This is a genomic window from Rhodococcus artemisiae, assembly GCF_036327795.1.
Classification (GTDB): domain Bacteria; phylum Actinomycetota; class Actinomycetes; order Mycobacteriales; family Mycobacteriaceae; genus Rhodococcus; species Rhodococcus artemisiae.
In genome coordinates, this window is record NZ_JAUTXY010000001.1 from 367,713 (window position 1) to 388,075 (window position 20,363).

Sequence of the window (20,363 nt, forward strand, 5' to 3'; positions counted from 1 at the left end):
GTCCGCCCGACATCACCGCCCGACGACCCACCACCGATTCATCTTGTCGACGCCGCGACCGACGACGGCGGGTCCCCCGCCCATCAGCGTGGGCAGCAGATGGCACATAATGCCGAACAGCAACTGCGCCGCGAATCCGGCCAGGAACGGAACAGTCATCAGTGTTGCCCGGTCGGCGTCCATCGGACCGGTCGCGAGCACAATCGCCAGGCCCGCAAGCGACCCGAACAACCACAACATCGCTGCGGTCACGGACGCGGCAGCAAAGCCGTCGGGCGGATGTGAGAGGGCGCCGCGCAACAGCGGTCCTGCCACCACGATCCACCCGACAAGATAGACCGCGCAGCCACCCGCGGCGAGGAGCGGATACCCGGTCAAGGCACCCATCATCAGCACGGCGATACCGACGAGCAGGATCGCCAGAGCCGCGGGACGTCGCTCCACACCGGCCTTCTCCATCCCGATCAGATTCGGGTACATCACGGTGAGCACACCTGCAGCGGCCAGACCCAGGAACCCGAGCATGATCAATGAGCGCCATCACTGTTCAGCTTGGCCGATTCGGGCGTAGGCAACCTTCATCGGTGGATCGGTAAGCCCGAAGAATGGACGCGAGTTGTCGGGCCACTGGTTGCGTCGAAATATCAGCGAGGAAGCACCGTTGAGGAACAGCTCATCCAGACTGCTATATCGATTGAGGCTCTCGGATATTCAGTTGCACTGAGAGAAGGACAGGTGCGACGAGGGACGAGTCTTTCTTTCCCCCAGTATCTGAAGCGCATTCATGAAACGCTGGACTGCTCAGTGAAAGAAGTGATCGCAGGAAGCCCTCAGAACGAGATCCCAGCATTCAACAACTGTGAAGAATGGGCCGAAGCATTCAATGAGGTTTACAAGCAGGCGAAACATGCGGACCATCCTTTGCCTGATCCGCTGCGTGCAGTGGTCTTGACCGACGCTGGCGCCCTGCTGGTCCGACTGTATTTTGCCCCGGAATTTGGGGTTGAGCGCGAGCGCCTGGAGCAGGCGTCAAGTACGCGAGTTGACGGCACCAGACCAACGAAATCGCCCCGGCCGACCTTATGGTTGACCGGGGCGCTCCAGTAACAGAGATCGGTGTGGAACTCAGGCTGTGCAGAAAGCTGACTGCTGGACGATTGACAGTGACTTCCAGTCAACCGCGATGTAGACAAGCTCCTTGATGCTGTCGATGCGGCTAACCGTGCCCTGACCCGTGAGTCCCGACTCAGGCTCCGTCACAGTGACTACGTCGCCCTCGTGGACATCGCCAAGCCGACCGGACAAAACATCCTCAAAGCCTGCGTACGTCTCGTTCCGTTCCACGCGGACGTTTGGGTCAATGGCAAGTGTCGTTGTCATCGCTCCCTCTTTCGTGGTTGGAACAGCGCACGGATGCGCTCAGTATCCTCGATAGGTTTCACACCTCAGAAGAGCGTCGGAGGACCGACCGGCATAGGCTCCTGAGACCGATCCGGTACCTCGGCGCTTCGATGCCCCGAGCGCCTGTCTCCCAGCCCGTACTGCTCGACGAGCGGATCGACCCGGGCATCGAGCCAGCGCGTGTACTCCCGGGATACATAGGCACCCCGACCATAGAGTCGCCGGTACCGCGGCAGCAGAGCAGGATGCTCCGTGCCCAACCACGACAGGAACCACCCCCGCGTGGATCCTCGCAGGTGCATCGGGATCACGGTGACCCCCGACGCTCCCGCCGCTGAGAGGTCGGCAAAGAGCCCCTCGAGGTGCCGCTTCGAATCCGTGAGGTACGGGATGACCGGGGCAACCATCACATGACACGACATCCCCGCATCGGTGATCGCACGAATGAGATCGAGTCTGGCCTTCGGAGACGGCGTGCCCGGTTCGATCTGTTGCAGTTCGTGGTCTCCGATCGCCAACGAGACGGAGACACTTACGTCGACCTGATGCGACGCGAGCGTGAGCAGCGGCAGGTCGCGTCGGAGAAGCGTGCCCTTCGTCAAGATCGAGAACGGGGTGCCGGATTCCGCGAGAGCTCGGATGACGCCCGGCATCAACCGATATCGACCCTCGGCGCGCTGATACGGATCGGTGTTGGTACCGAGCGCAACGTGCTCGCGCTTCCAGGACTTGCGCGCAAGTTCTCGGCGAAGGACGGCTGCGACGTTGGTCTTGACCACGAGCTGGGTGTCGAAGTCGTGGCCGGCGTCGAGGTCGAGGTACTCGTGCGTGGGGCGCGCGAAACAATAGCGGCACGCGTGACTGCAACCTCGGAACGTGTTGACCGTGTACTCGAACGGCAGGCGGGACGCCTCGGGTGTCTTGTTCAGCGCGCTCTTGCACAACACCTCATGGAAGGTGATGCCGTCGAATTCGGGTGTCCGCACACGGCGCACGAGACCGGAGCGCTCGAGCCCGGGCAACGCACCGTCGTCTACGTCCACCGCCTGCGTCGTCCACCGCATACCCACAGTCGAACACTCGTACGAGCGGGTGTCAACCGTTTCCTCGAATCGGTGTTCGACCTACACCGCAGTCCACTCGACCCCGGAGTCCCGGTCGCACCGCCGGACGCCTCGAGCTAAAGTGCTCCTCACGTTGATATCGAGGGGGGTTCGATGAGCGGTTTGTTTCCCGGTGCCGGAATCCGGGTGGTTCCCGATGGTGTCCGAATGTATGGAAGCGCCAATCTTCATGCAGCAGAACAGGTTGCGCGTGCCGGATCGATGGACCTGGGTGCGAATGTAGCGTCTCTGAGTCCCGCCATGGGACTGATCGGCGCCGATTTTCTCGCAGCCTTCGCGGCTGCACAGGGCGAACACACGCGTGCGGTGGGGCAATTGACTCTCGCGTACGCATCCAATGGCGTTGCGGCACATGAGGCAGCCGCCGCGTACGACGACACCGACGCCGCCACCACCATCGCGCTCGCACGCTCCGATGGGAGCCTGGCGTGAACGCCATCGCGCCGATCCAGGCGCCCGAGGTCTCCCCCACCGTGCTCGACGCCTTGCGCGCATCGCCGGTGGCGCCCGTACTCGACATGCCGCTTCCACCGGCTCCTGAGCTTCCCACCTTCGTGCCGCCGGCAGCACCCGGACAGGAAGCGATCGCGGAACTGCTGCAGTCCATTCCGGTTCCCACACTGCCCCAGATCGACGAACTGCTCCGCCCCATCGTCGAGCTCGGAAACATGTTCGGCACCGGTATCTGCGAGACACTCGATCCCTCGACCATCCTGCAGCAGGGTTCACGGCTGCTCGACGGCGCCGCCTCACTCGGCCGATCGGCGCTGTCCGCCCTTCCCGAATCGTGGGAGGGCACCGCCGCCGACATGGCAGCCGATCACTCGACCAGGGCGCAGCTCGCATCCTACGAATTGAGTGAGCGTGGCGATCTCATCGGTCAAGTGACCCGCGCGGCGACCGCTACCGTCGAGCGCGGGAATGTTGAATTGACCGGCATTGCACAGTCTTTCATCGCTTCTGCTGTCGCGACCGCCCCCGTGGCCATGACTCCGCCCGGCCAGGCGGCGCTGATCACGTCGGCCGTCGAGCACGTCAGTTCTGCGCTTGCCGTCGTCGCACGCACCCGCGGAGAACTCGCCGGGCACACCGTGGCGATGAATGCATTGATTCCCCCGATCCCGGTGCCGGCACCTGCCATGACCTCGATTCCGCTCGATCCGGGCGCGCTCGCGAGCACGGTCTCGGGGACGGTGCCGCACGTCGGGGGGCTCCTCTCGGGCGCTGCCGGCGAGCCCGTCTCGACCCTCCCCACCTCCACCGCGCCCACCGGCGCAGCCGCCACGATGGCAACCTCGGTCACGTCGGGTGTCGGTGCCGCAGGTCTCGGCGCGGGAGGTATGGGGACGGCGTACGGCAGTGCGGTCGGCAGCTACGGTGCCGCGAACGCCGGCGCGACAGCGATACCGTCGGCCGGGACACCTTTCGCCATGGCACCGGCCTCCGGTGCAGGCGCAACCGGTACCGCGGGCACCGGGACCGCCCGCGGCCCTGTCCTCGGCGGCGCACCTATGGCCGCAGCGAACCGCGCCGAGGACACCGCACACCGCAGTGCTCGCGGGATTCTCGTCACCTCCGGCACCAGCAGCGACGTGGTCGGCGAACTGCCGTTGGTGACCCCTGCGGTGATCGGGGCCGTCGACGACGAGTGGTGATCGGCCCGGCGGTCAGCACACCGAGGTAATTTTCACTCAGGGCGACCCTTCCGGATCCCGAGAAGATCCGGAAGGGCTACTCGAGAAGTGATGCCACCTCATGATCGGTCAGTGTCGTCTGCGGAACTCGTCCCGCAGCGCGAGCCAGTTCGACCGCGCGATACAACGGGCGTTCACCCAGCCCGGCACCGCGCGCTTCCGCGCGCAGTTGCTCGACGAGCACCGACGAAATCGCCGCCGCAGACGCGAGTTCACTCGACGAGAAAGCGTCCGCCAACCTCCGTAGTGCAACGATATCCAGCTCACGACCACCCTCGCCGCTGTACAACGCCACCGGGACCAGGATCAGTCCGTGGCTGCCATCGTTGACCCGCACGATGACCTGCGACACCCGGGCCGCACGCACGAGGAGTTCGATCCCCGCGAGGTGCTCGAGTTCGACCCGGCGTGATCGGAACAGTCCACTCGCGGTGATCATCGTTCCGTCGAGTCGGATATGCCGCTTGGTCGCGGTGAACGCGCCGAGAGCGGGCGCAAGACCCACGACGGCGGCGACCAGGGCCGCGACCCACCACGGAGCAACGAGCCACACGACCGCGCCAACTATCAGACCCGCGAGAACAGCCAGCATCGCGAGTTTCCGGGCGCGCGGCACCAACAGCTGCGCCGGAATCAGATCGAGGGCAACCGGGTCCGGCTTCGGCGCTTGCCGACCGTCAGGCGAGGTCAACTGCCTCACCCACGCGCGCGACGACTTCGGCAAGCGGCACCGTCGCCTGCTCACCGTTGCGGAGATCCTTCACCACGATCTCGCCGTGCTCGAGTTCCCGGTCGCCGAGCACCAGGGCAACGACGGCACCGGACTTGTCGGCCGCCTTCATCGCACCCTTGAGACCGCGCCCACCGTACGCCAGGTCGACGCGGATTCCCGCGGTCCTCAGCAGGTGTGCCACGGGGACGAGCGCGGCCTTTGCCGCATCGCCCATCGGAATGCCGTAGACCTCGCACCGTGCCGGGGTGGCCGCCGTCTTCCCCTCCGCGGCGAGGGCGAGGATCGTGCGATCGACGCCGAGCCCGAATCCGATGCCGGACAACGGCTGTCCACCGAGCTGTTCCATGAGTCCGTCGTACCGGCCACCGCCACCGATCCCGGATTGTGCGCCGAGTCCGTCGTGCACGAACTCGAACGTGGTCTTGGTGTAGTAGTCGAGTCCGCGCACCATGCGGGGGTTGACCACGTACGGCACGCCGAGCGCGTCGAGGTGTGCGCGCACCTCGTCGAAGTGCGCCTGCGCTGTGTCGGACAGATGGTCGAGCATCAGCGGTGCGTCGGCGGTCATCTCCCGAACCTCGGGACGCTTGTCGTCGAGCACCCGTAGGGGATTGATCTCCGCACGGCGACGCGTGTCCTCATCGAGAGGAAGACCGAAGAGGAACTCCTGCAACCTTTCCCGATACTGCGGCCGGCAGGTGTCGTCGCCCAGCGAAGTGAGCTCGAGGCGGAAACCCTCGAGCCCCAGAGCGCGGAAGCCCGAATCCGCAATGGCGATCACCTCGGCGTCGAGAGCCGGATCGTCGATGCCGATCGCCTCGACTCCGACCTGCTGCAACTGCCGATAGCGCCCCGCCTGGGGTCGTTCGTAGCGGAAGAACGGGCCCGAGTACGACAACTTGACAGGCAGCTGTCCGCGGTCCAGGCCGTGCTCGATCACCGCACGCATGACGCCGGCGGTGCCCTCGGGTCGGAGCGTCACCGATCGATCACCGCGATCGGCGAACGTGTACATCTCCTTGGTGACCACATCGGTCGACTCACCGACACCACGCGCGAACAGTCCGGTGTCCTCGAAGATCGGCAGCTCGATATGCCCGTATCCCGCCAGGCGCGCGGCTCGGATCAAACCGTCGCGTACCGCCACGAACTCGGCGGACTGGGGGGGAACGTAATCGGGCACGCCTTTGGGAGCCGAAAACGTGGAGGCCTTGCTCACTGTCGCTGCTTTCTCTCGTCGGAAGATTCGTGGCCCCGGGCAGAGCCGGGCGGAGCCGCTGTCAGCGGGATCCGGTGAGGCCGACCAGGAACGGGTTCGAGGCCCGTTCCTGCCCGATCGTGCTGGAACCGCCGTGCCCAGGCAGGATCGCTGTGGTGTCGTCGAGCACGAGCAGCTTCGCAGCGATCGACTCGAGCAGTTGCTCGTGGTTTCCGCCCGGCAGGTCGGAACGGCCGATCGATCCCTGGAACAACGTGTCGCCGGTCAGGGCAACGTCGAACTCGACACCGTCCGGGTTGCTCGTGCGGGTGCGCAGCACGACGGAGCCCTGGGTGTGCCCGGGTGTGTGATCGACGACGAACATGATGCCCGCGTGCTCGATCTCGTCGCCGTCGGCGAGTTCGATCACCTCGTGCGGCTCGGTGAATGTGGTTCCCTCGAGCAATGGGGCAAGGCTGGACCCCAAACCCACTCCGGGATCGCTGAGCATGTGGCGATCGTCCGGGTGGATATAGGTGGGGATCGAGAACCGATCGGCAACCGACTGAGCGGACCAGACATGATCGAGGTGACCGTGTGTGAGCAACACCGCACGCGGCGTCATGTCGGAGCCGGTGAGGAACTCGATCAGTGGCTCCGCGGCATCCTGGCCCGGGTCGACGACGACGCACTCTTTCGCGTTGTCCTGCGCAAGGATGTAGCAATTCGTCTGGAACATCCCCGCGGGAAATCCGGTTACGAGCACGAGCATCGCTCCTACGGTGTGGGCATTCGTGGTCTCGTACAGCCTAAGCGCTGTGCCCTGACGCCCCGTTCTCAGGTTGGGGTGGCAAACTCGACTCGGCCTGAACGCGGGCACCAGCACATCGATCGGTTCACGGGAGGACAACTGCAGTGCCGAGCAATGCACAGCGGCGCCAGGCCGCGAAACGCAAACTCGAGCGTCAGCTCGAGCGCCGAGCGGAACGCGAGCGCAAACGGCGTCGTCTGACTATCGGATTGTCGGCACTCGGGGTCGTCGTGGTGGTCGGCGTGGCCGCTGCCCTGTGGTCCGTGAACGGGGACTCCGAGGACACCGCCACCGACACCACCGCAACCGACTCCTCCGAATCCGACTACCCGGCGCTGCCCGATGGCCGGGCCGAAGCTCTCGCCGAGTCGGTGAGCTGCGAGTATCCGGCCGACGGCCGTGAACCGTCGAAGCCGGTCGAGCCACCGCGGACCGACGGGATCCTCACCTCCGGCGAGGCCAACACCGACATCAGCGTCAGTGTCGAGACGACCCAGGGCAACATCGGGTTGATCCTGCACAACGATGATTCGCCGTGCACGGTCAACAGCTTCCTGTCCCTCGCGGCGCAGGGCTACTTCGACGCCACCACCTGCCACCGACTGACGACGGCGCCCAGCCTGCAGGTGCTGCAGTGCGGCGACCCGACGGGGACCGGGTCCGGTGGTCCCGGCTACCAGTTCGCGAACGAGTTCCCCACCGATCAGTTCGCGGCCGACGATCCCGCATCGCAGGAACCGATGACCTACAAACGCGGCACCCTCGCGATGGCGAACGCCGGACCGGGGACGAATGGGAGCCAGTTCTTCCTGGTGTACGGCGATTCCGTCCTGCCACCGCAGTACACAGTATTCGGTGAGATCGACGAGACGGGGCTCCAGACCCTCGACAAGATCGCGGCGGACGGAGTTGCCGGTGGCGGCCAGGACGGCGCCCCGGCCCTCGAAACAACTCTCACGAGTGTGAGGATGGACTGATGATCCGATTGCGCACCACCGTTGCCGCCGGCGCAGGCCTGGCCCTGCTGCTGGCCGGCTGTGCCGATGACTCCGAGAGCGAGACCACGAGCACATCCATCAGCTCCGAAGCCGAGCAGCCGCCGGCGATGGGCGTGCTGCCGGAGCGCCCCACGGACGGCGACCCCGTCTCGTGCACCTACACGCCGGACGGACAGGCCGCGAAGGATGTGGCCCCGCCGTCCGACTCGGACGTGCCGGCGGCCGGAATCGCCGAGGTATCGATGACGACGAGCGCCGGACCCATCGGGTTGCTGTTGGATCGGGCGTCCGCACCGTGCACGGTGAACAGCTTCGTCTCACTCGCCGAGCAGGGCTATTTCGACGACACCCCCTGTCACCGGCTCGTGACGTCGCCGGGGCTGCAGGTGCTTCAGTGCGGTGACCCGACGGGCACCGGTACCGGTGGCCCGGGTTACGGCTTCGACACCGAGTACCCGGAGAGCTTCTACGCACAGGGTGCCCCGCAGCTGCGCCAGCCGGTGGTCTACCCGCGCGGCACGATCGCCATGGCCAACACCGGACAGCCGGGAAGCAACGGTAGCCAGTTCTTCCTCGTCTACGAGGACTCGCAGTTGCCTCCGATGTACACGGTGTTCGGCACGGTCGACGAAGCAGGCCTCGCAGTCGTCGAGGAGGTCGCCGCTGCAGGCGACGACGGTTCGATGTCCGCCGGCGGCGGAGCCCCGAACCTTCCTGTCCAGATCGAATCGGTGGCCGTCTCGTCGTAGACGACAACTCTGAACGCACGGGGTGCTCCTCGCCACCAGGCGGGGAGCACCCGTGTTCTGTGCCGGCGGCCGAATCGCCCGCGTGCAGTTTACGGAAGAGTGACAACACCTCTACCAAATCGTGATTCGGTCCGCTACGCTTCCGACTCTGTGATATCTCCTACATCGACCGGCTCGTCCGGATTGCGCGGCCTCGCCACCGCAGCAGGCGTGCTCCTCGGTGCAGCACTGACGGCCGGCTGCTCCAGCGGCGAGGCCTCGACTCCCCCACCTGCCACCACCACAACCCAGGCCCCCAGCCACGCACTGACCAGCGAATCCGTATCGCGTTACCCCCGACTCCCCGACGTGCCGCCGCTGGACACCCCCACCGTCTCCTGCTCGTACACGACGTCGGGATCGGCCGCACGGACCGCGACACTTCCCTCGACGTCCGCGTCGACGACCGGCACCATGGAAGTGGCGTTCGAGACGTCGATCGGCCGTATCGATCTCGTCCTCGACAGAGCCCATGCCCCCTGCACGGTCAACAGTTTCGTCAGCCTCGCGCAACAGGGCTTCTACAGTGGCACGTCATGCCATCGACTCTCGGACGAAATCGGTCAGCAGTACTACCAGTGCGGGGATCCGACCGGGACCGGCACCGGAGGCCCCGGCTACACCTTCCCCGACGAGTATCCCGTGCTGCAGTTGACAGCACAGACCGCGACGGGAAGGCCTCCGGACATAGTCGCCTACCCGCGCGGGACCGTAGCCCTCGCGGACAGCGGCAGATCCGACACGAACGGGAGTCAGTTCTTCCTAGTCACCGGCGACACGCTGCTACGCCCCGATTACACCGCCTTCGGTCGCATCACCGACGAGTCACTGGCACTTCTCGATGCCGCCGCGGCGACAGGGCACGACGCCAGCTCGGTTCTGGGCGGCGGCGTGCCGAATACCCCTGTGACGATCACATCGGTGAGGTGACCGCTCGGTCGGCCGATGCTACGCCGCCGATGTCACGCGGTAGACGTCGTACACACCCTCCACGTTGCGGACCACGTTCAGCACGTGCCCGAGATGCTTCGGATCACCCATTTCGAAAGTGAAGCGGCTCACCGCGACCCGGTCGCCGGTGGTGGTGACGGATGCGGACAGGATGTTGACCTTCTCGTCGGCCAACGCCTTCGTCACGTCCGAGAGCAATCGGTGCCGATCGAGTGCCTCGATCTGGATCGCGACGAGGAACACCGACGACGGCGACGGCGCCCACTCGACCTCGATGATCCGTTCCGACTGCTCACGCAGGGAACCCGCATTCGTGCAGTCCGTGCGGTGCACACTCACCGATCCTGTGCGCGTCACGAATCCCATGATCTCGTCACCCGGGACCGGAGTGCAGCACTTCGCCAGCTTCGACACGGTGCCCGGTGCGCCCGGAACGAGGATGCCGGAGTCGCCGCTCTGCCGCGACCGGGTGGGAATCGTGGACGGTGTGGACCGTTCGGCGAGCTCTTCTTCGACGCCGCCGACACCGCCGAGCAACGCCACGAGTCGCTGCACGGCGTGCTGGGCCGACACATGATGCTCACCGACTGCGGTGTAGAGCGCCGACACATCGGCGTAGTGCAATTCCTTGGCGACGGCGACCATCAGGTCCGCGTTCATCAACCGCTGCAAGGGTAACCCGACCCGGCGGACTTCCTTCGCGATCGCGTCCTTGCCCGCCTCGAGCGCCTCTTCACGGCGTTCCTTCGCGAACCACTGCCGGATCTTCGCCTTCGCGCGGGGCGACACCACGAAGGTCTGCCAGTCGCGGCTCGGTCCGGCATTCGGGTCCTTCGACGTGAACACCTCGACGACTTCGCCGTTCTCCAGCTTGCGCTCGAGAGCGACGAGCCGCCCGTTGACCCGAGCACCGATACATCGATGCCCGACCTCGGTGTGTACCGCGTACGCGAAGTCCACCGGCGTCGATCCCGACGGCAGCGTGATCACTTCCCCTTTCGGGGTGAACACGAAGATCTCCTTGACTGCGAGGTCGTAACGCAGTGATTCGAGGAACTCCCCCGGATCGGCCGCTTCACGCTGCCAGTCGAGGAGTTGACGCATCCAGGCCATGTCGTCGACCTCGGCGACATCACCCGAGTGCCGACCCTTGGTCTCCTTGTACCGCCAGTGCGCGGCGATGCCGAACTCGGCGGTCCGGTGCATGTCGCGGGTCCGGATCTGCACCTCGAGCGGCTTGCCCTCGGGACCGATGACCGTGGTGTGCAGCGACTGATACACGCCGTACCGCGGCTGCGCGATGTAGTCCTTGAACCGCCCCGCCATGGGTTGCCACAGGGAATGCACGACGCCGACAGCCGCGTAACAATCGCGGACCTCGTTGCACAGGATCCGCATTCCCACCAGGTCGTGGATGTCGTCGAAGTCGCGGCCTTTGACGATCATCTTCTGGTAGATCGACCAGTAGTGCTTGGGGCGCCCCTCGACGGTCGCGTCGATTCGGGAGGCAGCGAGCGACGAACCGATCTCGTCGCGGACCTTGGCCAGGTACGTGTCGCGGGACGGGGCACGGTTCGCGACCAGTCGCACGATCTCCTCGTACTTCTTCGGATGCAGGATCGCGAACGAGAGGTCCTCGAGTTCCCACTTGACGGTCGCCATCCCGAGCCGGTGGGCGAGCGGCGCGATGACCTCGAGGGTCTCGCGGGCCTTGCGTGCCTGCTTCTCGGGCGGCAGGAAGCGCATCGTGCGCATGTTGTGCAAGCGGTCGGCCACCTTGATCACCAGCACCCGAGGATCGCGGGCCATCGCGATGATCATCTTGCGGATGGTCTCGGCCTCCGCGGCGTTGCCGAGCACCACCTTGTCGAGCTTGGTGACACCGTCGACGAGGTGCGCGACCTCCTCACCGAACTCCGAGGTGAGCTGTTCGAGGCTGTACCCGGTGTCTTCGACCGTGTCGTGTAGCAACGCCGCGATCAACGTCGTCGTGTCCATGCCGAGTTCAGCGAGGATCGTCGCGACAGCCAGTGGATGAGTGATGTATGGATCGCCGGACTTGCGACGCTGACTCGCGTGCCGTTCTTCCGCGACGTCGTAGGCCCGTTGCAGCTGTGACAGGTCGGCCTTGGGATACAGCTCCCGGTGAATCGTCACCAGCGGTTCGAGCACCGGTTTGACGGTGGCGCCGCGCTGCCCGGTGATCCGGCGTGCGAGCCGGGCCCGCACGCGCCGCGACGCCGAACTCGACGCGGGTGTCGGTGCCGGTGCCGCACCAGTGCTCTGGGACTTGTCAAGATTCTGGGTCATCCCCGCTCCTCCCATCGCTGGCTCCGGCACACCGGCTTCCCGCCAACTGTAATCCTCAGAGACGCACGAGCGACGTCAGCGGGTAGCTTTCCAGCCGTGCGCGCCCGCCGAGCGCTTCGAGCTCGGTCACCACCGTGACCCCCACGATGTCCGCCCCGACCCGTTCGAGCAGTTCGAGGGTGGCGCGCAGGGTCCCGCCGGTGGCGAGCACATCATCCACCACGAGCACCCTGCGCCCACGCAGCGACGGCGACTCGTCGGGGATCTCGATGGCTGCTGTGCCGTACTCGAGCGAGTACTCGCACTTCTGCACCGGCGGCGGTAGCTTGCCCGCTTTGCGCACCGCGAGCACGCCCACACCGAGCTCACGCGCCATTCCGCCGCCGAGCAGGAATCCACGGGCATCGATCCCGGCGACGAGCTCGGCATCCGTCGCAGCCGAGGCCAGCGCCGCGACGACTGCCGAGTACGCCGGGCCGTGGGCGAACACCGGCGTGAGGTCGGCAAAGCGAACACCGGGGCTCGGGAAATCGTCGACCCAACGCGTGTGGGCCGTCACCGCAGCAGCGGCCGCTCGGAGCAGGTCAGGATCGGCAGTGCGTAGAACGTTCACCCCGTAAGTATCCACCGATCCATGTTCCACCCCGCACCTGCAGCCGTCGGGTTGGCGACAGCCGAGTGCATGTTCGGGGCGAATCCGATCGTGCGCGGCTGCAGGAAGAGCGGCAATGTGGGCATCTCGTCCCACAGGATCCGCTCACCTTCCTCCGCCAGCCCCAATACCGTCGCGTTGTCGCCGGCCACCAGGAGTCCGGCGAGGATCTCGTCGATACGCCCGTTCGCGTAGCCGCCGATGTTGCTTCCCGCGCGGGAATTCAGTGCACTGCGTGCGTCTTCCATGTCGGCCCGGCCACCTGCTCCGGACACTCCGGCGGTCCCGCTGAGGACGGCGTCGATCTCGCCCGAATCCAGCTGTGACGGCAGGAATGTCTCGGACCCCGCGTCGACGACGTCGATTCCCGCGTCACGGCACGACTGGGCGATCAATTCGACCGTGCGCGCGCGGCGCATGTCGGGTGCGGTATATCCGATCCGCACCTGAATCCGCTCCTGCCCCGAACGTTCACGTTCGGTGCGCGCAACATCGAGATCCGCTGTGTCGAACCGCTCGGACGGACCGGACACGAGTGGATACAGCGGCGAGCCGATCGGTAGCAATCGCGACCCCACCGGACCCGACCGCTCGTCATCGGTCGCGGCGCCGAGTTCGTCGAACAGTTGCTGCCGCGGTACGCACGACGCCAGGGCTCGACGAGCCGCAGGGTTCTCGAAGACACCGTTCGTCGCCAGGATCAGCTGTTCGAGGTTTCGCGAGACCACGGTGGCCGCGTCGACCGTCTCCCCGAGCGCCGAAGTGTGGCCGAGTGCCCCGTCGGCACTGTCGACGACCTGCACTTGCCCTTCTTCTGCCGCGGTCTGCGCTGCGGTCCCGCGTGGCCACACGACGATCCGGTCGGTGCCCGGAGGGTTGCCCCACCACCGCTCGTTGGCCACGAGGACGAGACCGTCTTCCGCGGTGTAGGACTCGATCCGGTACGGCCCCGACGACGGCAACAGGGTCGGGTCCAGAGCACCCGGCGTCAATGTCCATCCGGTGTTCCAGAACTCGGCGATCGGCCGGACCGCATCGGCGTCGTCGCCGGTCAGAACTCCGACGAGGTCGGTGACCCCGGATGCCCGCGCTGCGACGTGCGACGGCATCAACGCGGTTGCACCGAACAGCGACCTCCAGTCGGTGTCACCGCGACCCGGCCGGAACACCACGGTTGCGTCCTTCGAACCCGGTGCGCAGTCGATGCGCTCGATGTCGGCATATCCGCCGCGTAGCGCCGCATCGAAGAGGTTGGATTCGGCCCCCGACTCGTCGGACTCCGTGAAGCGGCCGCTCGCAGCGGCCCAGGTGAGCACGAGATCATCGCACGACATCGGCACACCATCGGAGTAGACGCTCCCCGGGGACAGCCGATATTGGACGGTCAGCTGCTCACCCGGGACCGCAGTCGCGGTGCCGATGTCGGTATCGGCGATGACGCGACCGGCCGGGCCCACATACCCGAAACCCGGCAGAACCCTGGCCAGGGCCTGCGGCGCACCCGAGGCGGCACCGTCGACCGTATTCGCGTTGTACCCGGTCACTGTGTTGTCGATCATGTATCCGATCGACGGCAGTGGCTCTTCCTCCGTGCTGCAGGCCACGGTGGTCGCGGCGGCCGCGGCGAGCGCCGCGCCGACCACGACCATCCGCCGGGAGAATCGGCTGCGTCGTGTGTGGGGTCGTCGCTCGTTGCGTTCACTCGCAGCCATGTCAGGACCTTCTCTTGGCGCGCTTTCCGGTCGGGCGGGCGCCGGGTTTCGGCGTCCTCTGTGGCACGGCCGGCGGGCGCGGTGCAGCGTGACGCGCAGTGGGCACCGCCGACGAGGTCTCGACCCCCACCGGTGCAAGCTCGGCCGCACGGCCGTTCTCCGCCCGCGCAGCTGCTTCTTCCCGCTTCGCAAGCACCTTGCGAGTGTGCTTCGCGATCGGGCCGCGCCATTCCTTGAGCGTAACGAGGAGCGGACTCGCGAAGAACACCGACGAGTACGCACCGACCACGATGCCCACCAACTGCACGAGGGCGAGGTCCTTGAGTGTTCCCACGCCGAGCATCCACACGGCGATCACCATGAGCGCAATCACCGGGAGCACCGAGATGACCGTGGTGTTGATCGACCGCATGAGGGTCTGGTTGACCGCGAGGTTGGCCTGCTCCGCGTAGGTACGTCGGTGCAGATGCAGGATTCCGCGCGTGTTCTCCTCGACCTTGTCGAAGACGACCACCGTGTCGTACAACGAGAATCCGAGGATCGTGAGCAAGCCGATGACTGTCGCCGGTGTCACCTCGAATCCGACCAGGGAGTAGATACCGGCGGTGACGATGATGTCGAAGAACATCGCGGCGATCGCGGCGATCGCCATGTCACGCTCGTACCGCACCCCGATGTAGACGCTGACGATCACCAGGAACACCAGGAGTGCGATCAACGCCTTCTGGGTGATCTGCCCACCCCAGGTCTCGCTGACGTCGGCGACGCTGATCGCGTTGCGCGAGGGCTCCCCCTCGGCGTCCACCGGCTGGAACTCGTCGAAGAGCGCTGTCTGTACCGATTCGACCTGGCCGATGTCGAGAGCCTCGGACCGGATCTGGAAAGTGGCGCCCGCGCCCGCGCCCACGGTCTGCACCGATTCCGGTGCGAATCCGACCGCGTCGTCGAACACGGTTTCGACGTCCGTGGCGGTCGCCTCGGCAACCACCGGCATCTGGATCCGGGTGCCACCTTCGAAATCGATACCCCACGTGAAGCCGCGCAGGAGCATGCTCAGCAGTGCGACCGCGACGATCGCACCCGTGAGCAGGTAATACCGCTTGCGCTGCCCGATGATCTCGAACGCACCCGTGCCTGTGTACAGGCCGGAAAGCCGGCCCTTTCTCGAGACGGTCGATGCCGTTGTCGTCGTGTCGGTCACCGTCACGCCTCCTTCGCCGCAGCCGCAGCCAGCTGACGCTCGCGCGCCACCTCTTGAATCGCGCCGAGACCGTTCATGCTCGGCTTGGACCACGTCTTCGACCTGGACGCAAGATGCACAAGCGGCCAGGTCACCAGGAAGACCACGACGACGTCGAGGATCGTCGTCAGGCCCAGAGTGAATGCGAAGCCTCGCACCTGACCGACCGCCAATACGTACAGCACCGCAGCTGCAATGAAGCTCACCGCGTTACCTGACAGGATGGTGCGACGGGCACGAGCCCACCCGCGCGGCACCGCCGACCGGAAACTGCGCCCCTCACGGATCTCGTCCTTGATTCGTTCGAAGAAGACCACGAACGAATCAGCGGTCATGCCGATACCGATGATCAGACCCGCAATACCGGCGAGGTCGAGGGTGTACCCGATGTACCGCCCGAGCAGCACCATGATGGCGTAGACGGCGAGACCCGCGAGCACCAGCGACAACGCGGTGAGCAGACCCAGCATCCGGTAGTACACCAGGCAGAAGAGCAGGACCAGCACCAGACCGACTGCGCCCGCGATCAGGCCTGCTTCGAGTGACGCGAAGCCCAGGGTTGCAGAGACCGTCTGCGCCTCTGACGCGACGAACGACAACGGGAGCGAACCGTACTTGAGGGTGTTCGCCAGCTCGGTCGCCTGAGTATTGGTGAACTGGCCCGTGATCGATGTGGCGCTACCCGCAGGCGTCGCACCCTGGATGACCGGGGCGCTCACCACCTTGGAGTCGAGCACGAACGCGGCCTGCGAACCGATGTTCGCGGCGGTGTACTGCGCCCAGGTGTTGCTGCCCTCGTTGTCGAACGTCAGGCTCACCTCGTAGCGCGACTGCTGGCTGTTGAAACCGGAGGTCGCGTCGTCGATCTGCTGACCGTCGATGATGCTCGGTCCGAGCAGATAGATTGCCGTGCCATCGGTCGAACACGCCACCAGCGGCAGCGCGGGGTCATCATTGCCCGCCAACGGATCGGGGGCCGAACAGTCGAGTGCCAGCGCGGCCTCCTGCTGCACCATCGGGTCGTCGCTCTGGCGGGTTGCCATTGCCGCAGCGATGTCGACCGCGGCCTGCTCCTGCTGGGTGAGCGGCTCGGAATCCTCCGGAGCCGGGGCAGGCTCGTCCGTCGGTGGTGCTGTCTCTGTCCCCGGTTCGACGGGAGGGTCGGTGGGATCCTGTGCGGGGAACGGCCGGCCCTGCGGTTCCGGAGCATCGTTCGCGGGCTGCTCCGCAGTCTCGGGCTGGGCAGGTGCTGCCGGATCGGTGTCCTCCGGTGCCAGCGGGTCGGTGCCCTCCGGTGGCGTCTGTTCGGTCAGCTGGTCCGCCGTCATGGAACTGTCGATCGGGCCACCGATCACGGGGCGAATGTACAGACGGGCCGTCTGGCCCAGCGTCTTGGCCTGCGCACTGTCGTCGCCGGGCACGGTGATCACCAAGTTGTCGCCGTCGACGACCACTTCCGAGCCCGACACGCCGAGACCGTTGACGCGGGTCTCGATGATCTGCTGAGCCTGCGACAGGCTCTCCCGGCTCGGCGTGCTCCCGTCAGGTGTGCGCGCTGTCAGCGTCACCCGCGTGCCGCCCTGCAGATCGATGCCGAGTTTCGGAGCCGGCGACTTGTCCCCGGTGAAGAAGACCAGTGCATACAGCGCGACGAGAATCACCCCGAACAGGGTGAGTGCGCGCGCGGGATGCACCGATCCATTGGAAGGTGCCACGGTCTGTCAGTCTCCTCGATACGCGTGAGTGGGTCGGTGAAAACGGCCGCGCAGGGCGCGGCGGATCGACACCGGCTACCGCGGTGTCGACCACGCTGGACGTGTCGGCCGGCCGAGACGGCCGAGCGTACGCCTCAGTGCTCGGTCGGACCCGTCTCGGGTGTGGCGTTGTCGTCCTTGCGCAGCGAAACCGAGTCGAGGTCGTCGGCCAAGGCCGGCTCCTCGATCCGCTCACGGATGACCAGGCGCGACCACACTGTGACCACACCCGGGGCAACCTCGAGATCAACCGTGTCGTCGCGCAGCTCTGTGACTGTGGCGTGCAGGCCCGCTGTGGTCACCACGCGGTCGCCGACGCGCAGGGAGTCCTGGAGCGCAGTGACCTTCTGCATCTCCTTCTTCTGCCGACGCACTCCCAGGAACGTGGGCACGAGCAGTGCAAGAATCAGGAGCGGGAAGAGCAATTCCATCGTTGAAGTCAGTCCTCGGGTTCGTAACCGGTGTCGCGGTGGTATCCACCACAGCAACGCTCTGTCGGCCCCCGTGGACCGACGCAATAGACCAGTGTGCCACTACCTCGGATGCGAAGGTATGTCCCGCCGTCCGGTTTGCCGCGATAGGGCCCGTTCACTCCTCGGCAGACAAATCGACCTGCGGCTCGCGGGCACGCACCTCGATCCCACCGGCTGCCGCGTCCGGAGGGGGCGTCAACCCCAACTGCAACCATGCGGCCTGCGTCGCGACACGCCCCCTCGGAGTGCGCGCCACCATGCCCGCACGCACGAGAAACGGCTCGCAGACCTCCTCGACGGTGGCCGGCTCCTCCCCCACGGCGACCGCAAGCGTCGACACGCCCACCGGTCCGCCACCGAAGCTACGCACGAGCGCGCCGAGCACTGCGCGATCGAGCCGATCGAGCCCGATCGGGTCCACGTCGTACACCTCGAGGGCGGCCTGCGCGATCGCACGTGTGACGATGCCGTCGGCGCGAACATCGGCGTAGTCGCGGACACGCCGCAGCAGCCGGTTCGCGATACGCGGGGTACCGCGGGAGCGCCCGGCGATCTCCGCGCTCGCATCCTCGTACAGTTCGATACCGAGGATGCCGGCCGAACGCTGAAGAATCCGCCGCAGTTCGGGAGGGTCGTAGAAGTCCATGTGGGCGGTGAAGCCGAACCGGTCGCGCAGCGGACCGGTCAGGGCACCGGAACGGGTGGTCGCGCCGACCAGCGTGAACGGGGCGACCTCGAGTGGGATCGACGTGGCGCCCGGGCCCTTGCCGACGACGACATCCACGCGGAAGTCCTCCATCGCCAGATAGAGCATCTCCTCTGCCGGTCGGGCGATCCGGTGGATCTCGTCGATGAAGAGAACATCACCCTCCACCAAATTCGACAGCATTGCGGCGAGGTCGCCGGCACGTTCGAGTGCCGGCCCGGACGTCAGCCGGAGCGAGGACCCGAGTTCCCCCGCGATGATCATCGCCATCGAGGTCTTCCCCAGTCCGGGCGGACCGGACAGGAGGATGTGGTCGGGCGTGCCGCCGCGCATCTTGGCACCGCGCAGCACCAGTTGCAGCTGTTCCCGAACCCGGGGTTGGCCGATGAAGTCGTCGAGGCTCTTCGGGCGCAGGCTCGCCTCGATCTCACCGTCGGACGATGTGTACTCCGCAGTGACCGCCGATTCCTCGGCGAACTCGTCGGCGAAAGGATCGGGAGTGTCGTCCTCGGTCATCGTGACTTACCCAAGGCCGACAGCGCCGCACGCAACGCGGTGGACGTGCCGGCTGCGGGATCGGCGTTCAACACCGCATCAGTCGACTGCTCCGCTTGCTTGAGCGGAAAGCCCAGGCCAACGAGCGCCTCGACGACCTGCTCCCTGATCGGCGAGGACACCGCAGACAGGGTCGGCGAGTCCTCACCGACTCCGTATGTGGCGACTTTGTCTCGCAGTTCGACGATCATGCGCTCGGCGCCGCGCTTGCCGATGCCGGGAACCCGGGTGAGCGCCGCCGTGTTCCCCTCCGCGAGAGCCGCGCGCAGCGCTGTGGGCTCGAGGACAGCGAGCGTCGCCATCGCGAGGCGCGGGCCCACACCCGACACGGTCTGCAGCAGTCCGAAGAGGTCGCGCGCCTCCGGATCGGCGAATCCGTAGAGGGTCATGGAGTCCTCGCGGACGATCATCGCCGTCACCAGTCGTGTTTCGGCTCCACGACGCAATGTCGCGAGGGTGGCCGGCGTGGCATTGACGCGGTACCCGATTCCTCCGGATTCGACGACGACGTGGTCGAGCGCAATCTCGAGGACTTCTCCGCGCACCGAGGCGATCACCGTGTCCCTGCCTTCCGGGCCGCGACCTGGTCGCGTAACCGTTGCTCGTACCGTCGCTTCTGTTCTTCTGCCGCAGCTTCCGCTGCTGCCAACCTCGCCAGCATCGGCGCCCGCCAACAGTGACAGATGGCCAGGGCCAAGGCGTCCGCCGCGTCGGCCGGTTTCGGTGGAGTGTCGAGCCCGAGAATGCGGGTGACCATCGCGGTCATCTGCTTCTTGTCGGCACTGCCGTTACCGGTGACCGCGGACTTGACCTGGCTGGGGGTGTGGAACATCACCGGGATGCCACGTCGAGCGGCAGACAGGGCGACCACGCCCCCGGCCTGCGCGGTTCCCATCGCGGTGCGGACATTGTTCTGTGAGAAGACGCGCTCGACGGCGACGACATCCGGCTTGTAGCGATCGAGCCAGTCTTCGGCGGCATCGGAGATCAGCAGCAGCCGCCCGGCGAGGTCGAGATCGGTGGGCGTGCGGATCACATCGACGGCAACGGGCACGACGACCCGGCCTCGACCGGTATCGACCATCCCGAATCCACATCGTGTCAGCCCGGGGTCGACACCCATCACACGCAACCGCCACACCCCTTCACGCACTACGAACAGTTGTTCGAGACCCTAGCGGAACACTCCGACTGCGGCCCGAACGACACGCGCCGCGCCACCGATCTGCCGTGGCGCCGACCCGAGGGCCGGTGCCACGGCGG

Annotated in this window: 21 protein-coding genes; 6 read left to right on the forward strand and 15 right to left on the reverse strand. The window is 66.3% G+C overall.

All coding sequences use genetic code 11. The features are described from left to right. Nucleotides 1-12 precede the first annotated feature (12 nt). Entirely contained in the window at nucleotides 13-525 is a 513-nt protein-coding gene (locus tag Q7514_RS01825; RefSeq protein ID WP_330131560.1) for a hypothetical protein, read from the reverse strand. Nucleotides 526-552: 27 nt separating this feature from the next. Here Q7514_RS01825 and Q7514_RS01830 point away from each other — a divergent pair, with 27 nt between their 5' ends. After that, a complete protein-coding gene (locus tag Q7514_RS01830; protein WP_330131561.1) occupies nucleotides 553-1,107 on the forward strand; it encodes a hypothetical protein in 555 nt (184 codons plus the stop codon). A gap of 18 nt (nucleotides 1,108-1,125) precedes the next feature. Here Q7514_RS01830 and Q7514_RS01835 read toward each other — a convergent pair whose 3' ends face one another. Further along, nucleotides 1,126-1,380 carry a hypothetical protein gene (locus tag Q7514_RS01835; RefSeq protein WP_330131562.1) on the reverse strand — a complete coding sequence of 85 codons (255 nt, stop codon included), beginning with the start codon at nucleotides 1,378-1,380 and terminating at the stop codon, nucleotides 1,126-1,128. Nucleotides 1,381-1,445: 65 nt separating this feature from the next. After that, nucleotides 1,446-2,465 (reverse strand): Rv2578c family radical SAM protein, encoded by a 1,020-nt coding sequence (locus Q7514_RS01840; RefSeq protein WP_330131563.1) that lies wholly within the window; start codon nucleotides 2,463-2,465, stop codon nucleotides 1,446-1,448. A 153-nt stretch (nucleotides 2,466-2,618) separates the two neighbouring features. Between Q7514_RS01840 and Q7514_RS01845 the strand changes: the two genes are divergently transcribed. Both Q7514_RS01845 and Q7514_RS01850 read left to right on the forward strand, forming a co-directional pair. Next, a complete protein-coding gene (locus Q7514_RS01845; RefSeq protein WP_330131564.1) occupies nucleotides 2,619-2,957 on the forward strand; it encodes a type VII secretion target in 339 nt (112 codons plus the stop codon). After that, complete coding sequence (locus Q7514_RS01850) at nucleotides 2,954-4,180, forward strand: hypothetical protein (protein ID WP_330131565.1); 1,227 nt, start codon at nucleotides 2,954-2,956, stop codon at nucleotides 4,178-4,180. Before Q7514_RS01845 ends, Q7514_RS01850 begins: the two co-directional genes overlap by 4 nt. 76 nt (nucleotides 4,181-4,256) lie before the next feature. On the opposite strand, the gene Q7514_RS01855 is transcribed toward Q7514_RS01850, so the two are convergent. The 3 genes from Q7514_RS01855 to Q7514_RS01865 form a co-directional block, all read right to left on the reverse strand. Beyond that, nucleotides 4,257-4,811 (reverse strand): hypothetical protein, encoded by a 555-nt coding sequence (locus tag Q7514_RS01855; RefSeq protein ID WP_330131982.1) that lies wholly within the window; start codon nucleotides 4,809-4,811, stop codon nucleotides 4,257-4,259. 85 nt (nucleotides 4,812-4,896) lie between these two features. After that, nucleotides 4,897-6,171: a histidine--tRNA ligase gene (gene hisS / locus Q7514_RS01860; protein ID WP_330131566.1), complete on the reverse strand. Its 1,275-nt coding sequence runs from the start codon at nucleotides 6,169-6,171 to the stop codon at nucleotides 4,897-4,899. A gap of 61 nt (nucleotides 6,172-6,232) precedes the next feature. Beyond that, nucleotides 6,233-6,916, reverse strand: coding sequence for an MBL fold metallo-hydrolase (locus Q7514_RS01865; protein WP_330131983.1), 684 nt, complete (start codon nucleotides 6,914-6,916; stop codon nucleotides 6,233-6,235). Between the two features lie 149 nt (nucleotides 6,917-7,065). Here Q7514_RS01865 and Q7514_RS01870 point away from each other — a divergent pair, with 149 nt between their 5' ends. From Q7514_RS01870 to Q7514_RS01880, 3 genes are all read left to right on the forward strand, one after another. Next, nucleotides 7,066-7,938, forward strand: a complete 873-nt coding sequence (locus tag Q7514_RS01870) for a peptidylprolyl isomerase (RefSeq protein WP_330131567.1) — start codon at nucleotides 7,066-7,068, stop codon at nucleotides 7,936-7,938. Further along, complete coding sequence (locus Q7514_RS01875; RefSeq protein ID WP_330131568.1) at nucleotides 7,938-8,708, forward strand: peptidylprolyl isomerase; 771 nt, start codon at nucleotides 7,938-7,940, stop codon at nucleotides 8,706-8,708. The genes Q7514_RS01870 and Q7514_RS01875 overlap by 1 nt, the downstream gene beginning before the upstream one ends. A gap of 150 nt (nucleotides 8,709-8,858) precedes the next feature. Further along, entirely contained in the window at nucleotides 8,859-9,677 is an 819-nt protein-coding gene (locus Q7514_RS01880; protein WP_330131569.1) for a peptidylprolyl isomerase, read from the forward strand. Between the two features lie 18 nt (nucleotides 9,678-9,695). Here Q7514_RS01880 and Q7514_RS01885 read toward each other — a convergent pair whose 3' ends face one another. The 9 genes from Q7514_RS01885 to ruvC form a co-directional block, all read right to left on the reverse strand. Beyond that, nucleotides 9,696-12,008, reverse strand: coding sequence for a RelA/SpoT family protein (locus Q7514_RS01885; RefSeq protein ID WP_330131570.1), 2,313 nt, complete (start codon nucleotides 12,006-12,008; stop codon nucleotides 9,696-9,698). 55 nt (nucleotides 12,009-12,063) lie between these two features. Further along, the gene (locus Q7514_RS01890; protein ID WP_408016014.1) at nucleotides 12,064-12,621 is read right to left on the reverse strand and encodes an adenine phosphoribosyltransferase; all 558 of its coding nucleotides are present in this window, start codon (nucleotides 12,619-12,621) and stop codon (nucleotides 12,064-12,066) included. Then, entirely contained in the window at nucleotides 12,618-14,372 is a 1,755-nt protein-coding gene (locus Q7514_RS01895; RefSeq protein ID WP_330131571.1) for an ABC transporter substrate-binding protein, read from the reverse strand. Before Q7514_RS01895 ends, Q7514_RS01890 begins: the two co-directional genes overlap by 4 nt. A gap of 1 nt (nucleotide 14,373) precedes the next feature. Further along, nucleotides 14,374-15,579 carry a protein translocase subunit SecF gene (gene secF / locus Q7514_RS01900; RefSeq protein ID WP_330131572.1) on the reverse strand — a complete coding sequence of 402 codons (1,206 nt, stop codon included), beginning with the start codon at nucleotides 15,577-15,579 and terminating at the stop codon, nucleotides 14,374-14,376. Continuing rightward, nucleotides 15,576-17,327: a protein translocase subunit SecD gene (secD, locus tag Q7514_RS01905; RefSeq protein WP_330131573.1), complete on the reverse strand. Its 1,752-nt coding sequence runs from the start codon at nucleotides 17,325-17,327 to the stop codon at nucleotides 15,576-15,578. Before secD ends, secF begins: the two co-directional genes overlap by 4 nt. Before the next feature lie 134 nt (nucleotides 17,328-17,461). Next, entirely contained in the window at nucleotides 17,462-17,797 is a 336-nt protein-coding gene (gene yajC / locus Q7514_RS01910; RefSeq protein WP_330131574.1) for a preprotein translocase subunit YajC, read from the reverse strand. A gap of 157 nt (nucleotides 17,798-17,954) precedes the next feature. Then, on the reverse strand, nucleotides 17,955-19,061 hold the full coding sequence (ruvB, locus tag Q7514_RS01915; protein ID WP_330131575.1) for a Holliday junction branch migration DNA helicase RuvB: 1,107 nt from the start codon (nucleotides 19,059-19,061) through the stop codon (nucleotides 17,955-17,957). After that, on the reverse strand, nucleotides 19,058-19,657 hold the full coding sequence (gene ruvA, locus Q7514_RS01920; RefSeq protein WP_330131576.1) for a Holliday junction branch migration protein RuvA: 600 nt from the start codon (nucleotides 19,655-19,657) through the stop codon (nucleotides 19,058-19,060). The genes ruvB and ruvA overlap by 4 nt, the downstream gene beginning before the upstream one ends. Continuing rightward, a complete protein-coding gene (gene ruvC / locus Q7514_RS01925; RefSeq protein ID WP_330131985.1) occupies nucleotides 19,654-20,232 on the reverse strand; it encodes a crossover junction endodeoxyribonuclease RuvC in 579 nt (192 codons plus the stop codon). The genes ruvA and ruvC overlap by 4 nt, the downstream gene beginning before the upstream one ends. Nucleotides 20,233-20,363: the final 131 nt, after the last annotated feature.